General features: G+C 69.8%; 15 protein-coding genes. 9 read left to right on the top strand and 6 right to left on the bottom strand.

Annotation, left to right across the window (positions count from 1 at the left end):
- The first annotated feature begins 58 nt into the window (after positions 1 to 58).
- The 4 genes from ACTWLI_RS06375 (at position 59) to ACTWLI_RS06390 (ending at position 3537) form a co-directional block, all read left to right on the top strand.
- On the top strand, positions 59 to 1282 hold the full coding sequence (locus ACTWLI_RS06375; RefSeq protein WP_445155808.1) for a thiolase family protein: 1224 nt from the start codon (positions 59 to 61) through the stop codon (positions 1280 to 1282).
- A gap of 3 nt (positions 1283 to 1285) precedes the next feature.
- Positions 1286 to 1945 carry a 3-oxoacid CoA-transferase subunit A gene (locus ACTWLI_RS06380; protein ID WP_445155809.1) on the top strand — a complete coding sequence of 220 codons (660 nt, stop codon included), beginning with the start codon at positions 1286 to 1288 and terminating at the stop codon, positions 1943 to 1945.
- The gene (locus ACTWLI_RS06385; RefSeq protein WP_445155810.1) at positions 1945 to 2613 is read left to right on the top strand and encodes a 3-oxoacid CoA-transferase subunit B; all 669 of its coding nucleotides are present in this window, start codon (positions 1945 to 1947) and stop codon (positions 2611 to 2613) included. Before ACTWLI_RS06380 ends, ACTWLI_RS06385 begins: the two co-directional genes overlap by 1 nt.
- A 105-nt stretch (positions 2614 to 2718) precedes the next feature.
- Positions 2719 to 3537 (top strand): IclR family transcriptional regulator domain-containing protein, encoded by an 819-nt coding sequence (locus ACTWLI_RS06390; protein ID WP_445155811.1) that lies wholly within the window; start codon positions 2719 to 2721, stop codon positions 3535 to 3537.
- Here ACTWLI_RS06390 and ACTWLI_RS06395 read toward each other — a convergent pair.
- Together ACTWLI_RS06395 and ACTWLI_RS06400 are read right to left on the bottom strand one after the other, a co-directional pair.
- Positions 3506 to 4147: a hypothetical protein gene (locus tag ACTWLI_RS06395; RefSeq protein ID WP_445155812.1), complete on the bottom strand. Its 642-nt coding sequence runs from the start codon at positions 4145 to 4147 to the stop codon at positions 3506 to 3508. The two genes, ACTWLI_RS06390 and ACTWLI_RS06395, sit on opposite strands and share 32 nt — an antisense overlap.
- Positions 4148 to 4261: 114 nt before the next feature.
- The gene (locus tag ACTWLI_RS06400; RefSeq protein ID WP_445155813.1) at positions 4262 to 4495 is read right to left on the bottom strand and encodes a hypothetical protein; all 234 of its coding nucleotides are present in this window, start codon (positions 4493 to 4495) and stop codon (positions 4262 to 4264) included.
- A 208-nt stretch (positions 4496 to 4703) separates the two neighbouring features.
- Between ACTWLI_RS06400 and ACTWLI_RS06405 the strand changes: the two genes are divergently transcribed.
- Positions 4704 to 5657, top strand: a complete 954-nt coding sequence (locus tag ACTWLI_RS06405) for a diacylglycerol/lipid kinase family protein (protein WP_445155814.1) — start codon at positions 4704 to 4706, stop codon at positions 5655 to 5657.
- 71 nt (positions 5658 to 5728) lie between these two features.
- Here the strand turns inward: ACTWLI_RS06405 and mscL are convergent, their stop codons facing one another.
- Positions 5729 to 6256 carry a large conductance mechanosensitive channel protein MscL gene (gene mscL / locus ACTWLI_RS06410; protein WP_445155815.1) on the bottom strand — a complete coding sequence of 176 codons (528 nt, stop codon included), beginning with the start codon at positions 6254 to 6256 and terminating at the stop codon, positions 5729 to 5731.
- Positions 6257 to 6440: 184 nt separating this feature from the next.
- Between mscL and ACTWLI_RS06415 the strand changes: the two genes are divergently transcribed.
- The 4 genes from ACTWLI_RS06415 (at position 6441) to ACTWLI_RS06430 (ending at position 10168) form a co-directional block, all read left to right on the top strand.
- Entirely contained in the window at positions 6441 to 7505 is a 1065-nt protein-coding gene (locus ACTWLI_RS06415; RefSeq protein ID WP_445155816.1) for an FUSC family protein, read from the top strand.
- A 66-nt stretch (positions 7506 to 7571) separates the two neighbouring features.
- Entirely contained in the window at positions 7572 to 8351 is a 780-nt protein-coding gene (locus ACTWLI_RS06420; protein WP_445155817.1) for an IclR family transcriptional regulator, read from the top strand.
- Between the two features lie 103 nt (positions 8352 to 8454).
- Positions 8455 to 9645: a 4-hydroxybenzoate 3-monooxygenase gene (locus ACTWLI_RS06425; RefSeq protein ID WP_445155818.1), complete on the top strand. Its 1191-nt coding sequence runs from the start codon at positions 8455 to 8457 to the stop codon at positions 9643 to 9645.
- Between the two features lie 130 nt (positions 9646 to 9775).
- On the top strand, positions 9776 to 10168 hold the full coding sequence (locus ACTWLI_RS06430) for a nuclear transport factor 2 family protein (protein WP_445155819.1): 393 nt from the start codon (positions 9776 to 9778) through the stop codon (positions 10166 to 10168).
- Positions 10169 to 10207: 39 nt separating this feature from the next.
- Here the strand turns inward: ACTWLI_RS06430 and ACTWLI_RS06435 are convergent, their stop codons facing one another.
- From ACTWLI_RS06435 to purB, 3 genes are all read right to left on the bottom strand, one after another.
- Positions 10208 to 10882 carry a histidine phosphatase family protein gene (locus tag ACTWLI_RS06435; protein WP_445155820.1) on the bottom strand — a complete coding sequence of 225 codons (675 nt, stop codon included), beginning with the start codon at positions 10880 to 10882 and terminating at the stop codon, positions 10208 to 10210.
- 51 nt (positions 10883 to 10933) lie between these two features.
- Positions 10934 to 11731: an endonuclease/exonuclease/phosphatase family protein gene (locus tag ACTWLI_RS06440; RefSeq protein WP_445155821.1), complete on the bottom strand. Its 798-nt coding sequence runs from the start codon at positions 11729 to 11731 to the stop codon at positions 10934 to 10936.
- Positions 11732 to 11930: 199 nt separating this feature from the next.
- A complete protein-coding gene (gene purB, locus ACTWLI_RS06445) occupies positions 11931 to 13373 on the bottom strand; it encodes an adenylosuccinate lyase (RefSeq protein ID WP_445155822.1) in 1443 nt (480 codons plus the stop codon).
- Between the last annotated feature and the right edge of the window lie 160 nt (positions 13374 to 13533).

Genomic DNA, 13533 nt, shown 5'->3' on the forward strand with positions numbered 1-13533 from the left:
GTGACACCCGGCGGCAGCGGCCGCCTGGCGGCCGGACCCACAGAAGTTAGAGGACACCATGAAGCACGCCTTCGTGTACGACGCCGTACGCACCCCGTTCGGCAAGTTTGGCGGCGGCCTGGCCGCCGTCCGCCCGGACGACCTTGCCGCGCATGTGATCGGCGAAGCCGTCCGGCGCGCCCCCGGGCTCGACGCGGCCCGGATCGATGAGGTGGTCTTCGGCAACGCCAATGGCGCCGGCGAGGAAAACCGCAACGTGGCCCGGATGGGCACCCTGCTGGCGGGGCTGCCGGTCTCGGTGCCCGGAACCTCCGTCAACCGGCTCTGCGGCTCCTCCCTGGACGCGGCGATCATCGCCTCGCGGCAGATCAACACCGGCGACGCCGACGTCGTGCTGGTAGGCGGGGTCGAATCGATGTCCCGGGCGCCGTGGGTGCTGCCGAAGACGGAGAAGCCGTACCCCGCCGGGGACATGTCCCTGGTCTCCACGACGCTCGGCTGGAGGCTGGTCAACAAGGCCATGCGGCCGGAGTGGACCGTGTCCCTGGGCGAGGCGACCGAACGGCTGGCCGAGAAGTACGGGGTGGACCGCGCGGCGCAGGACGAGTTCGCCGCGAACTCGCACAACCTGGCCGCCGCGGCCTGGGACGAGGGGTTCTACGACACCCTCGTCACCCCGGTCCCGGGCACCGACCTGGTCCGCGACGAAGGCATCCGGCCCGGCTCCTCGGCGGAGAAGCTCGCCGGACTGAAGACCGTCTTCCGGTCCGCCAACGGCACTGTCACCGCCGGCAACGCCTCCCCGCTCTCGGACGGCGCGTCCGCGGCGTGGCTGGGCAGCGAGGATGCCGCCGGCATTCTGGGCCTGGACCCGCTGGCCCGGATCGCCGGCCGCGGCGCCCACGCCAACGACCCGCAGTTCTTCGGCTACGCCCCGGTTGAGGCCGCGAACAAGGCCCTCGCGAAGGCCGGCATCGGCTGGGACCAGGTGGGCGCCGTCGAACTCAACGAAGCGTTTGCCGCGCAGTCACTGGCCTGCATCAACGCCTGGGGCATCGACCCGACGATCGTGAACCGGCACGGCGGCGCCATCGCCATGGGCCACCCGCTGGGCGCCTCCGGCGGGCGGATCCTCGGCACCCTGGCCCGGTCCCTGCAGGCCTCCGGCGAACGCTGGGGCGTCGCCGCGATCTGCATCGGAGTCGGCCAGGGCCTCGCCGTCGTCCTCGAAAACGTCACCGCCCGCCGGGATACCCCGGCCGCACCCGCTGAGAAGGTCTAACCCATGCTGAATTTCATTGACACCGTCGGCGAGGCCGTCGCCGGGATCCGGGACGGCTCCACCGTCATGATCGGCGGCTTCGGCAACGCCGGGCAGCCGTTCGAACTGATCGACGCGCTGCTGGAGTGCGGCGCGACCGACCTGACCGTGGTGAACAACAACGCCGGCCAGGGCGACCAGGGCCTGGCGCTGCTGATCAAGGAGGGGCGGGTGAAGAAGATGATCTGCTCCTTCCCGCGGCAGTCCGACTCCTGGCACTTCGACGCCAAGTTCCGTGCCGGGGAGATCGAGCTGGAGCTGGTCCCGCAGGGCAACCTGGCCGAACGGATCCGGGCCGCCGGCGCGGGCATCGGCGGGTTCTTCACCCCCACCGGCTACGGCACCATGCTGGCCGAGGGCAAGGAAACCCGCTTCCTGGACGGCAAATGGCAGGTGTTCGAAACCCCCATCCACGCCGACGTCGCCCTGATCAAGGCGCTCAAGGCCGACGGCAAGGGCAACCTGGTCTACCGCAAGACGGCGCGGAACTTCGGCCCGATCATGGCCGCCGCCGCGAAGCACACGATCGCCCAGGTCTCCGAGCTGCTGCCGACCGGCGGCCTGGACCCGGAAACCGTCGTGACCCCCGGAATCTACGTCAACAGCATCGTGAAGGTGGCCTGATGAGCACCCAGACCAACATCCAGACCTCCGAGACGCCGCTGGGCCGTGACGACCTGGCCCGCCTGGTGGCCCGGGACATCAAAGCCGGCTCGTTCGTGAACCTTGGCATCGGCCAGCCCACGCTGGTCTCCAACTACCTGGAGCCGGAGCAGAACATCACGCTCCACACCGAGAACGGCATGCTCGGGATGGGGCCCGTAGCCGTGGGTGACCAGATCGACGGCGACCTCATCAACGCGGGCAAGATCCCGGTGACCGAGCTGCCCGGAGCGTCCTACTTCCACCACGCGGACTCCTTCGCGATCATGCGCGGCGGACACCTGGACATCTGCGTGCTGGGCGCCTTCCAGGTCTCCGCGACCGGTGACCTGGCCAACTGGCACACCGGCGCGCCGGACGCGATTCCCGCCGTCGGCGGCGCCATGGACCTGGCCACGGGCGCCAAGGACGTCTTCGTGATGATGACGCTGCTGACCCGCGACGGCGTGTCCAAGCTCGTGGAGGCGTGCACCTACCCGTTGACCGGGATCGGCTGCGTCACCCGGGTCTACACGGACAAGGCCGTGTTCCTCACCGGCCCCGACGGCGTCCGGGTCCGCGAGACTTTCGGCTGCACCCTGGAGGAACTGCGCGGCCTCGTGCCGGTGCCGCTCGAGCCCGCAACCTGACCCACCAAAGCGCGAACGTACACTTGAGGCCCCACCTGAGCACCATTTCGGGGCCTGAAGTGTACGTTCGCGCGTATAAAGTGATGCGTGATCGAGAGGCGTGACATGACCGAGGCAGTACAGGGCACCGTGCCCGGCGGGGTGCCGGCGGCGAGCGACCAGTACGTGCAGTCGCTGGCCCGCGGCCTGGCGGTGATCCGATCCTTCGACGCCGACCATCCGCGGATGACGCTGACCGAGGTCGCCGCGCGGACGGACCTGACCCGTGCCACGGCGCGGCGGTTCCTGCACACGCTCGTCGAGCTCGGCTACGTCCGAACCGACGGGAAGGTCTTCGCCCTCACCGCCAAGGTGCTCCAGCTCGGCTACGCCTACCTGTCCGGGTTGTCGCTGCCGCAGATCGCCCAGCCCTACCTTGAGGAGCTCTCGCTGAAGCTGGGGGAGTCGACGTCGGCCGCCGTGCTGGAGGGCACCGACATCGCCTACATCGCCCGCGTGGCCGCGCGGCGGATCATGACCGTCGGGATTACCGTGGGCACCAGGTTCCCGGCCTACGCCACCTCCATGGGCCGGGTCCTGCTGGCCGCCCTGCCGCCCGCGGAGCTCCAGGCCTACCTGGCCGCAGCCGAGATCAAGCCGCTCACGCCCCGTGCCATCGGCAGCCGCGACAAGCTGCTGGCGGAACTGGATACCGTCCGCGCCCAGGGCTGGTGCCTGCTGGACCAGGAGCTCGAGCTCGGGCTGATGTCCGTGGCCGCGCCGATTTATGACGGACCGAACAACGTGGTGGCCGCCATCAACGTCTCCCTGCAGGCGCAGGCCGTCGCCGCGCAGCCGGACCCGGCGGCGTACCTTGAGTCGGTCCGGGAAGCCGCCATCAGCACCGCCCGGCTTATCTCCGCGGACCTCGCCGCCGGCCGCTGACCGCCGGCTGCCGGCGCAGCGCCACGCCGCACCCCAGCGCGCCGAAGAGCAGCGCCCACCCGGCCTCCGAGCCCAGATCGGCGAGCATCCCCGGGTGCAGGGCCAGCCACGCCGCCAGGTCGCCGGCCGCGGGCTCGAACAACAACCCCGGCGGCCAGACACCCAGGTCCGTGGCCTGCTCCAGCACGACCCGGCCCGCCAGCGAGGCGAGCACCGCCACGGCGGTGACGCCGGCCGCCACCCGGGCGCCGCGCCCCGACAGGGCGGCCCCGCGGCCCGCGGTGCTGCCGGCCGTGTAGAGCCGCGCCGCCACCGGCACGGCCAGCAGGGCGATGACCGGCGCCGGAAGCCCCAGAAGCCAGAGGACCAGCCACAGGGCGGCGGCAACCGGGACCGCCGCGAGAGCGAACACGGTACCCCGCACCGTCCGCTCCAGGGTCTCGGGGCCGGGGATGGGCCGGAACGGCGGCGGAGCGTGGCGAGGCTCGGGCGAGTCCGGCCAGGGCGCGCCGTCCGGCCAGCGCTGCCCGGGACCCCCGTACGCGCCGCCCGGGGAGCCGCCAAAGGACCCGGTGTATTTTCCCGCGTCAAAGTCGGCGCGCTCCGTCATCATTCCCCCAAATGAGATGAGTGGTCCGGCCCCCGTGGAGACCGGTAAATCCCGCCTAGTCTGTCACAGGGCGGCGGGACCGCGCTGAACGGCGCGCTTTGTGTCCGCGGCCGCTCAGCCCGCGGAACCGCCCCGCGTCGACACCGTGATGCAGACGCCGTCCTCCTCGTCCCGGATTTCCAGGTTCAAGGGACGGTCCACCAGGACCGCGTGGATGTCTTCACTGTCCTCGTCGGCCAGCTGCTCTGCCAGCCGGGTGAGGGCCAGCGCCATGGCGCGGCCCCAGTCGTGCGGATCCCTGCTCGATGCTTCGGCTTCGGCGGAGTAGTGTTCCCCTGCTTCACTCATGTGCCTCCCTTTCGGCGTAGTGGACACGGCTTCCCCAGTGAGCCGGAGGCTGCCGGCCGGCCGGAACACTGTGGTCCCGGACACGGCCAGTGTAGTGATGCCCGGTGCAGGGAGTCCAAGGCCACCGCCGGCGGAACCGGTTAATCGTTCCCTGCACCTATAGGATTTCCCTGCGGGATCCATCCCGCCCAACCGCCCGAAGGACGCCATGCCACAGACCAATGCCGCGCAGGACACCACCGTCCAGCCCAAGCGCGCCGCCGTGATCGTTAACCCCATGAAGTCCTCCGGCGAGGACTTCAAAGCCGCGTTCTACCGCCTCTGCGAAACGCAGGGCTGGAGCGAGCCGCTCTGGCTGGAAACCACCGCCGAGGACACCGGCCTGGGCCAGGCGCGCGAGGCGCTTGAGGCGGGCGTCGACGTCGTGATCGCCGCCGGCGGCGACGGCACCGTCCGGTGCGTCGCCGAGGTCCTGGCCGGCACCGGAACACCCATGGGCCTGGTCCCGATGGGCACCGGGAACCTGCTGGCCCGCAATATGAACGTCGACATCACCGACCCCGTGTCGGCCAGCTACGACATTCTCAACGGCGCCGACGTCAAGGTGGATGTGGTGAAGGCGACCCTGGACCACAGCGAGGACGAGCAGCTCTTCCTGGTCATGGCGGGCCTTGGCTACGACGCTGCCATCATGGCCAACACCGTGGACGAACTCAAGGACCGCGTGGGCTGGCTCGCTTACGTGGAAGCCGGCATCCGGCATCTGCCCGGCAAGCCGGTCAAGGCACATATCAGCATTGACGGCCAGCACCCGGTCCGACGCCGGGTCCGCAGCGTAATGGTGGGCAACTGCGGCAAGATCACCGGCGGGGTGGAGGTTTTCCCGGATGCCAGGCTGGATGACGACATCCTCGACGTCCTGCTCCTGGCCCCGAAGGGCAAGCTGGGCTGGTTCAGCGTGCTGGCCGGAATGTTCGGCCGGACGAACGGCAGGAACAAGTCGGTCGAGTATTTCGCTGGCAAGAGCGCGGAAATCAGCCTCGAGCACGAGCTGGAATTCCAGCTTGACGGCGACCACATCGGCAAGGCCAAACACCTTAAGGTCGCCGTGGAACACGAGGCGCTGACCATCCGGATGACAATGCCTCCCAAGCTGTCCTAGCCGCCCACGGCCGGAGCCTGCCCCCGGGCTGACGCTTCCTCACGTTTGGCGGGGTTAGGCGTGACGCTTCCTCACCTTCGGGGAGAAGGCGCGCCGCTGCGGGCGAGTTCACCGGCTGGAACTTCACCGTCGGGGGCCCCGACGGCGGCGTGCCGGCCGCCGTCGTCGGCTGCGCCGTCCCCGGACGGCTGGCCGGCGCCGGACAGCCCGGCCAGCAGGTCCCGGATCTCCGCCAGCAGCGCGGTGTCCGGTGAGATGGGCTCCTCCTCCGGTTCCGGTGTCGCCAGTCGGTGCTTGACCATCCTGTTGATTCGGTTCATCGGCGCCACGAAGATGAAATACACCACGGCCGCGGTGATCAGGAACGTCACGAAGGCGGTCAGCACGGCCCCGAAGTTGACGAAGGTCTTGTCGTTGCCGGGCCAGATGTGGAAGCCGAGCCCCTCCGTGTGGACACCGCCGGCGGCCGCGATAACCGGGTTCACGATGTTCGTCGTAAAGGCCGTGACGAGGGCGGTGAACGCCGTGCCGACGACGACGGCGATGGACAGTTCGATCACGTTGCCGCGCAGGATGAAGTCCTTGAATCCTTTGAGCATGGGGGTCCTCCGGAGGTGCCGACTAGCTGGTTCAACCGCTCGACGCTACCACTTCGACGGCGGCCCGCTGATTCCGGCCAATGGAATCCAGCCCCCGGTTCCGGGCGTCCCGGGCGTAGTCTGAGGGGGATGCCAGAGCCGCCGTCGTTTTCAATCGACTGCAAAAGGGAGGCCGGTTCCGTCTGTGAAGCTGCTAGCCGAGATGCTCACCATGGCTCCAGCCAACAAGGATCACCAGGCGGCGCTGCGCTGCGCCGTCGGGGTCTTCGTCCCGCTCATCACCCTCGTGCTGCTGGGCCGCCTCGACCTAGCTATATTTGCGTCCTTCGGCGCGTTCGCCGGCATCTACGGCCGCAACGAGCCCCACGGCCGGCGGCTAATCCTGCAGTTGCGCGCGGGAACGCTCATGCTCGCCGTGATCCTGCTCGGTGCCCTGACGGCACGGGCCGGTGCGGCCTTCTCGCTCAGCGCGGCCGGCACGGTCTGGCTTCAGGTCCTCGCCACCACGCTGGTGGCTGGCGGCTGCTCCCTGGTGGTCGCCTGGTGGCGGCTCCGCCCGGCGGGGTCGCTGTTCCACATCTTCGCCTTCGCCGCGATCGCCTCCATTCCGCACCAGCCCCCGCTCTGGCAGGGCATGCTGACGGCCGTCGTGACGGTCGCGTTCGCCCTGCTGGTCGGCCTGTCCTCCCGCGTGGTCCGCGGCCGGCGCCAGCCGTGGTCCTGGCCGCGGCCGGTACGGCTGACCTCCCCGGAGCGCCGCGCCGCACGGCTTGAGGCGGTCGGTTACCTCGTTGCGGCCGGCCTGGCCGGCAGCCTGGCGACGCTGGCCGGGGAGCGGCTGGGCTTCGGCCATAATTACTGGGCCATGGTGGCCGCCGTCGTCCCGCTCGTAGGGCACACCACCCGGCACCGCATCAGCCGCGGCCTGCAGCGCATCATCGGCACCGCGCTCGGGCTTGTGCTGCTGGCCCTGATCCTGATGCTGGAGCCGGCCCCCTGGCAGACGGTGCTGGTGATCGCCGCCTGCCAGTTCGGAGCCGAAATGTTCATCGCCCGGCAGTACATGCTGGCCCAGGTCTTCGTCACACCGCTGGCGCTGGTCTCGACCCTGCTGGTGGCTCCGGCCCCCGCGGGCATCCTCCTGCGCGACCGGTTCCTGGAGACCGTCATCGGCGCCGCGGTCGGCGTCGCCGTGGTCCTGGCGCCGGCCGTGTGGCGCCGGCTGCGCTCCCGCCCCGCGGCCCTGTAGCTGGCCTGTCCGGCCCGCACCGGCGGCGTACAGTGGATCCAGAATCCATTCAACGAAAGTGACGCCATGGCCAACTCCGCCAGCGGGGACTCCGTCGTGGACCGCGTGGTGCGCCTGATCGCGGCTTTCCCCGAGGGCTCTGCGGCCCTGCAGCTCTCCGAGCTCGCCGACCGGGCCGGCCTGCCGTTGACCACCGCACACCGGCTGGCCCGGCAACTGGCCGGGCACGGGTTGCTGGAGCTGGGCAACGGCGGATCTGTCCGGCTGGGGCTGCGGCTGTGGGAGCTGGTGAACCGCAACTCGCCCACCCTGGCCCTGCGGCAGGCGGCGATGCCCTTCATGGAGGACATCCAGCAGGTGCTGAACCAGAATGTGAACCTGGCCGTGCTGGACGGCTGGGACGCCCTGTTCGTGGAGCGGCTGTCCCGCCGGGGGTCGGTGGCCAACCGCGCCAAGGTTGCCGGCCGGATGCCCGTGCACCTTTCCTCGGCCGGGCTGGCGCTGATGGCGCACCAGCCGGCTCCAGTGCAGGCGGCCTACCTGCGCGGCTTCGAGGATCCGGCCGGCCGCCTCCGGCCCGCGGACGTCAGGGTGCTCCTGGCGGACACCTCCCGGCAGGGCTTCGCCGAGCTCGCCGGGGTGGTGGATCCGGACACCTGGGGGATCGCGGTGCCGGTCCGTGATGGCCGGAAGCGGACCGTTGCGGCGCTCGGCGTCGTGGTTCCGCTGCAGGAGGTGCGGCTCCAGGCACTCGTTCCGGCGCTGCAGACCGCAGCCCGCGGGATCGGCCGGCGGCTGGGCGACACCCGGGGCGCCGCCTCGTTCCGTTCAACGGAAGAGATGTAACACGGATCACCCTGCCGGCTGCACACTGGTAGCCAGAACAGCCCGACCCGGGCCCCGGGCGCCCCCGGCATCCGGTCCGGCACCGCAACGAAGCGAGGAACCCATGGCAGGCCGAAAAGTCATCACCACCCAGGTTGCGATCGTCGGCGGCGGCCCCGCCGGGCTCATGCTCTCCCACCTGCTGGCCAAGGAGGGCATCGATTCCACAGTCGTTGAACTGCGCAGCCGGAAGGAGATCTCCGAAACCGTCCGGGCCGGCATCCTCGAGCACGGCACCGTCAACCTCCTGGTCGACGGCGGCGTCTCCGACCGGGTGCTCCGCGACGGCGACCGGCACGACGGCATCGAGCTGCGGTTCAACGGGGAAAGCCACCGCATCGACTTCCAAGACCTCGTGGGCGAATCCGTCTGGCTCTACCCCCAGACGGACGTGTTCCTGGATCTTGCCGCCCGCCGGGAGGCCGACGGCGGCGACGTCCGCTACAGCGTCACGGACACCAGCATCCACGGCATCGACGACTCGCCGACCGTGTGGTTCACGGATGCGGACGGCACCGAATACGAGCTGCGGGCCGATTTCATCGCCGGCGCGGACGGGTCGCGCAGCCACTGCCGCATCCAGATCCCGGAGGCGGACCGCAAATGGTACTTCCACGAATACCCGTTCGCCTGGTTCGGCATCCTGGCCGAGGCGCCGCGCAGCTCCGAGGAGCTGATCTATGCCAACTCCGCGAACGGATTCGCCTTGATCAGCCAGCGGACCGAGACGGTGCAGCGCATGTATTTCCAGTGCGACCCCGGTGAAGACGTCAACAACTGGGATGACGAGCGGATCTGGGAGGCGTTCCGCAGCCGGGTCAACGGCAACGGCTTCGAACTCAAGGAAGGTCCGGTCATCGACAAGACCGTCCTGAAGTTCCGCAGCTTCGTCCACACCCCGATGCGGCACGGGAAGCTGTTTTTGGCCGGCGATGCGGCGCACACCGTCCCGCCGACCGGCGCCAAGGGCCTGAACCTCGCGATCCAGGACGTGCGGGTGCTCTTCGAGGGCCTGGACAGCTTCTACAAGACCGGATCCACCAGGTTCCTTGATGTGTACAGCGACCGCGCCCTGGACCGCGTCTGGAAGGCCCAGCACTTCTCCTACTGGATGACCTCGATGCTGCACACCCCGGCCGACGCCGACGACTTCTCCCGTGCCCGCCAGCTGGGCGAGCTCAACTCCGTGGTGTCCTCGCGCCACGGCCGGGCCTACCTTGCGGAGGCCTACACCGGCTGGCCCGCCGGCCGCTAGGACCGGCCTCTAGCGGCCGTTCCGCCGGCTCCCGCGGCCGGACATATTTCCATCGACAGCCCCCCGGGCCGGGACTAGCCTTAAACCGTCCCAGCATGACCCGACAAGGACGACAGAGAGGTGTCCGATCATGGGAAGCGCAGAGAATGTTGAACTGGTCCGGCGTGGATACGAGGCCTTCAACGCAGGGGATATGGCGACTCTGAGCGAAATTTTCGCGGAGGACGCAGTCTGGCACGTGGCAGGAAGCGGCGTGCTATCGGGGACGAAACAGGGCCGCGACGCCATCCTGGCGTATTTCGGCGAACTGGGAGCGCGCACGCAGGGAAATTTCCAAGCCAAGGTCCAGGACATCGTTGGCGGGGAGGGCCACACGGTCGCGATCCAGCAAACCGTCGCGGAAGGCAACGGCAAGACCCTGGACATGGGCTCGGTCATCGCCTTTGTCGTCCGGGACGGCAAGGTCACGGAGGGGCGGGAGTACTTCGAGGACACCGCAAAGTCGGACGACTTCTGGACCTAGCCGCTTACGCGACGGGCGCGGGCCCGGGTCCCGGCGGGCTCAGGCAGGACGGCCGGTAGGGTCGTCCGCCGTCGGGTCCGCCAGCGCCAGTCCGCCCACCGGGCTGTCATCCCAGTGGATCAGCCGCCAGCCGGCGTCGGGCTCGCCTTCCAGCGCCACGATGCCGGTGTTGGCCAGCACGTGCCGCGCGGCGAACTCCGCGTCGACGTTCTGCGCCCGCAGCCCGGTCCACACCCGGATGGCTGCGCCGTGGCTGACGACGGCGACGGCGGCGTCGTCGCCCGCGCGGGCGGCCGCGGCGCCGGCGATCTGCGCAATCGAGGCGTCGTAGCGTTCGAAGAAGTCGTGCCCGCTCGGCCCGGCGGGCATCCGCCGGTCCAGTTCACCGGCTGTCCAGGCGAACACGGTGCCCAGGTAGCGCAGGTGGGACTCCCGGTCGGTGAGCTTCTCCAGCGCCCCGGCCTCGATTTCGCGCAACCCGGCCAGCACCTCGACCGCCAGGCCGCGGCTGGCGGCCAGCGGCGCGGCGGTGAGCTGGGTGCGGAGCAGGGTCGAGGCGTAGAGCAGCCCGATCTCCTCGTTGGCCAGCGACCGCGCCAGCGCGGCGGCCTGCCGTTCGCCAAGGCCGGTCAGGCCCGGGCCCGGATGCGCCGTGTCCAGCTGCCCCAGGACGTTGCCCGGCGTCTGGCCGTGACGGATCAGCAAGAGCCTCATGGCTGTGATCTTACCGGCCGCGGGCTGCGGGTCCGGGGGCGGGGCGAAACGTTACGCAACCAGCAAAGACGCCTGGATCGGGGCGTGGTCGCTCGGGTAGCGGTCGTGCAGCCGGAAGGTGTTGATGGCCGCGTCGGCCACCGTGATGCCCGGGGTCACGGCGATCCAGTCGATACGCCGTTCCCCGATGACCGGGTCCTTGTAGTTCAAAAAGGTCCCGAACGCCGGGGTCAGCTGCTGCTCCGCCGAGGTCCAGCTGTCACGGAAGACGCCGCTGTCGACCAGGGCGCTGTACGTGTCGGAGGCGCCGGCCACGGCATTGAAATCACCCATCAGCACCGTCGGCAGCCCCGGTTCGGTGTGCCCGATGATCGCCCCGGCACTGCGCAGCTGGGCGTATTCGGATTCGTGGTCGAAGTGCGTGTTGACCACCATCAGCTGCCGCCCGGTGCGCAGGTCCCGGAACTTGCCCCAGGTGGCGATGCGGGTCACCTCATTGCCCCAGGTCGCCGAGCCCGGCACGGCGGGCGTATCCGAGAGCCAGAACTGGTCCCACTCTTCCAGGGCAAGCCGGTGGGAATCGAAGTAGATGCACGAATGCTCGCCCCGGCTGCCGCCGTCGCGCCCGTGCCCGATCATCCGGTAGCGCCCGGGCAGCGCTTCCCCGATGACCGCGAGCTGGTGGGCCAGGCCTTCCTGGATGCCCAGGACGTCGGGCAGTTCGTCGGCCAGCACCGCCCGCAGGGCGGGGGCGCGTTCGGGCCAGTAGTCGGCCTGGCCGGGCAGGGTCCCGGGGATGTCGCAGCGGATGTTGAAACTCATGACGCGCAACGGACTGTCGCTCGGCAAGGGATCTCCTCGTGTCGGTAACTTCTCCAGCCTCGGCGTTGAAGCTGGCGGACCGCTGACGGGCACGTAAACGGGTGCCCGCCGGAAGGTTAACTCACGGCAAAGCCGGTAGCCGTGACGGCCGGCGTCGACCGCCGGCGTCGACCGCCGACGTCGACCGCTGGCGGTCGGACCGCCGGCGGCACGCGGGCTGCGGCAGCTACCGCAGGTGGTCGACCAGCTTGTCCGCGATGCCGGTGTACTTGCCCGGCGTCAGGGCCAGCAGCCGCGCCTCGGCGTCCGCGGACAGGCCCAGGCCCTTGACGAACTCCTGCATCCGCGCGGCGTCGACCCGCTGGCCCCGGGTGAGGTCCTTGAGCCGCTCGTAGGGGTTCTCCATCCCCTCGACGCCGGCAACGGCCTCGGCACGCATGACCATCTGGATCGCCTCGCCAAGGACCTCCCAGTTCGTGTCCAGGTCCTTGGCGAGCACGTCCTCGGCAACCGCCAGCCGGTCCAGGCCCTTGGCCACGTTGGAGATGGCGAGCAGCGAGTGGCCGAACGCCACGCCGATGTTCCGCTGCGAGGAGGAGTCGGTCAGGTCGCGCTGCCAGCGGGAGGTGACCAGGGTGGAGCCGAGGACGTCCAGCAGCCCGGAGGAGATCTCCAGGTTGGCCTCGGCGTTTTCGAAGCGGATGGGGTTGACCTTGTGCGGCATCGTGGAGGAGCCGGTGGCACCGGCCACCGGGATCTGTGCGAAGTAGCCGATCGAGATGTAGCTCCAGATGTCCGTGCACACGTTGTGCAGGATGCGGTTGAAGCGGGCGACGTCGGCGTACAGCTCCGCCTGCCAGTCATGGCTCTCGATCTGGGTGGTCAGCGGGTTCCAGTCCAGGCCCAGACCCTCGACGAAGCTCCGGGCAACCTGCTCCCAGTCCGCGCCCGGCACGGAGGCTGCATGCGCGGCGTACGTGCCGGTGGCCCCGTTGATCTTGCCCAGGTACTCGGTCCGGGCGATGCGGTCCAGCTGCCGGGTCAGGCGGTGGGCGCTCACGGCGAGTTCCTTGCCCAGGGTCGTGGGCGTGGCCGGCTGGCCGTGGGTGCGCGAGAGCATCGGCACAGCGCGGTTCGCTTCGGCCATGGCGCCGATCTGGGCGACCAGCTCGCGGGCGGCGGGCAGCCAGACGTTTTCCACGGCGCCCTTGACGCCCAGGGCGTAGGAAAGGTTGTTGATGTCCTCGGAGGTGCAGCCGAAGTGCACCATGGCGGTGAGGTTCTCGATCCCGATGCCCGGCAGGCGGCGGCCGATGTAGTACTCCACGGCCTTGACGTCATGGACGGTCACGGCTTCGATCTCGGCCAGTTCGGCGACCGAGGCCGCGTCGAACTCGGTGACGATCGCGCGCAGCTGCTCCTGCTGCGCGGCGCTAAGCGGGCCCGCGCCGGGCAGCACGCTGTTGCTGGTCAGGTGGATCAGCCATTCAACCTCGACGGCGACCCGGTCGCGGTTGAGGGCGGCCTCGGACAGGTAGTCCACCAGCGGCGCCACCGCGGGCTGGTAGCGGCCGTCAAGCGGGCCGAGCGCGATCTGGTGGTCGGATGCGGCGAGGGCCAGGCGTCCGGACGGCGTGCGGGTCTCAGCTGTGGCAGCAGTTTCAGGCATGGTCCGATTCTTTCACGAAGAGCCACCGGGCCTTAAGCGGGCAGGTCCTTGTGACGGGGCCGCCCTTTTCCACATAGCCGCCGCGGCCGGTTCCGGGGGCCGGTCCCGGGTCCCTACCCTCGAAGGCGGCACACCACGGCAGAGGAAAGGAGCCCGGGCC

The sequence above is a fragment of the Arthrobacter sp. Hor0625 genome (assembly GCF_052567525.1).

Excerpts from the sequence above, each read along its gene's own strand:
- ACTWLI_RS06375 (WP_445155808.1), top strand. The coding sequence starts at position 59 with ATGAAGCACGCCTTCGTGTACGACGCCGTACGCACCCCGTTCGGCAAG.
- ACTWLI_RS06380 (WP_445155809.1), top strand. The coding sequence starts at position 1,286 with ATGCTGAATTTCATTGACACCGTCGGCGAGGCCGTCGCCGGGATCCGG.
- ACTWLI_RS06385 (WP_445155810.1), top strand. The coding sequence starts at position 1,945 with ATGAGCACCCAGACCAACATCCAGACCTCCGAGACGCCGCTGGGCCGT.
- ACTWLI_RS06390 (WP_445155811.1), top strand. The coding sequence starts at position 2,719 with ATGACCGAGGCAGTACAGGGCACCGTGCCCGGCGGGGTGCCGGCGGCG.
- ACTWLI_RS06395 (WP_445155812.1), bottom strand. The coding sequence starts at position 4,147 with ATGACGGAGCGCGCCGACTTTGACGCGGGAAAATACACCGGGTCCTTT.
- ACTWLI_RS06400 (WP_445155813.1), bottom strand. The coding sequence starts at position 4,495 with ATGAGTGAAGCAGGGGAACACTACTCCGCCGAAGCCGAAGCATCGAGC.
- ACTWLI_RS06405 (WP_445155814.1), top strand. The coding sequence starts at position 4,704 with ATGCCACAGACCAATGCCGCGCAGGACACCACCGTCCAGCCCAAGCGC.
- mscL (WP_445155815.1), bottom strand. The coding sequence starts at position 6,256 with ATGCTCAAAGGATTCAAGGACTTCATCCTGCGCGGCAACGTGATCGAA.
- ACTWLI_RS06420 (WP_445155817.1), top strand. The coding sequence starts at position 7,572 with ATGGCCAACTCCGCCAGCGGGGACTCCGTCGTGGACCGCGTGGTGCGC.
- ACTWLI_RS06425 (WP_445155818.1), top strand. The coding sequence starts at position 8,455 with ATGGCAGGCCGAAAAGTCATCACCACCCAGGTTGCGATCGTCGGCGGC.
- ACTWLI_RS06430 (WP_445155819.1), top strand. The coding sequence starts at position 9,776 with ATGGGAAGCGCAGAGAATGTTGAACTGGTCCGGCGTGGATACGAGGCC.
- ACTWLI_RS06435 (WP_445155820.1), bottom strand. The coding sequence starts at position 10,882 with ATGAGGCTCTTGCTGATCCGTCACGGCCAGACGCCGGGCAACGTCCTG.
- purB (WP_445155822.1), bottom strand. The coding sequence starts at position 13,373 with ATGCCTGAAACTGCTGCCACAGCTGAGACCCGCACGCCGTCCGGACGC.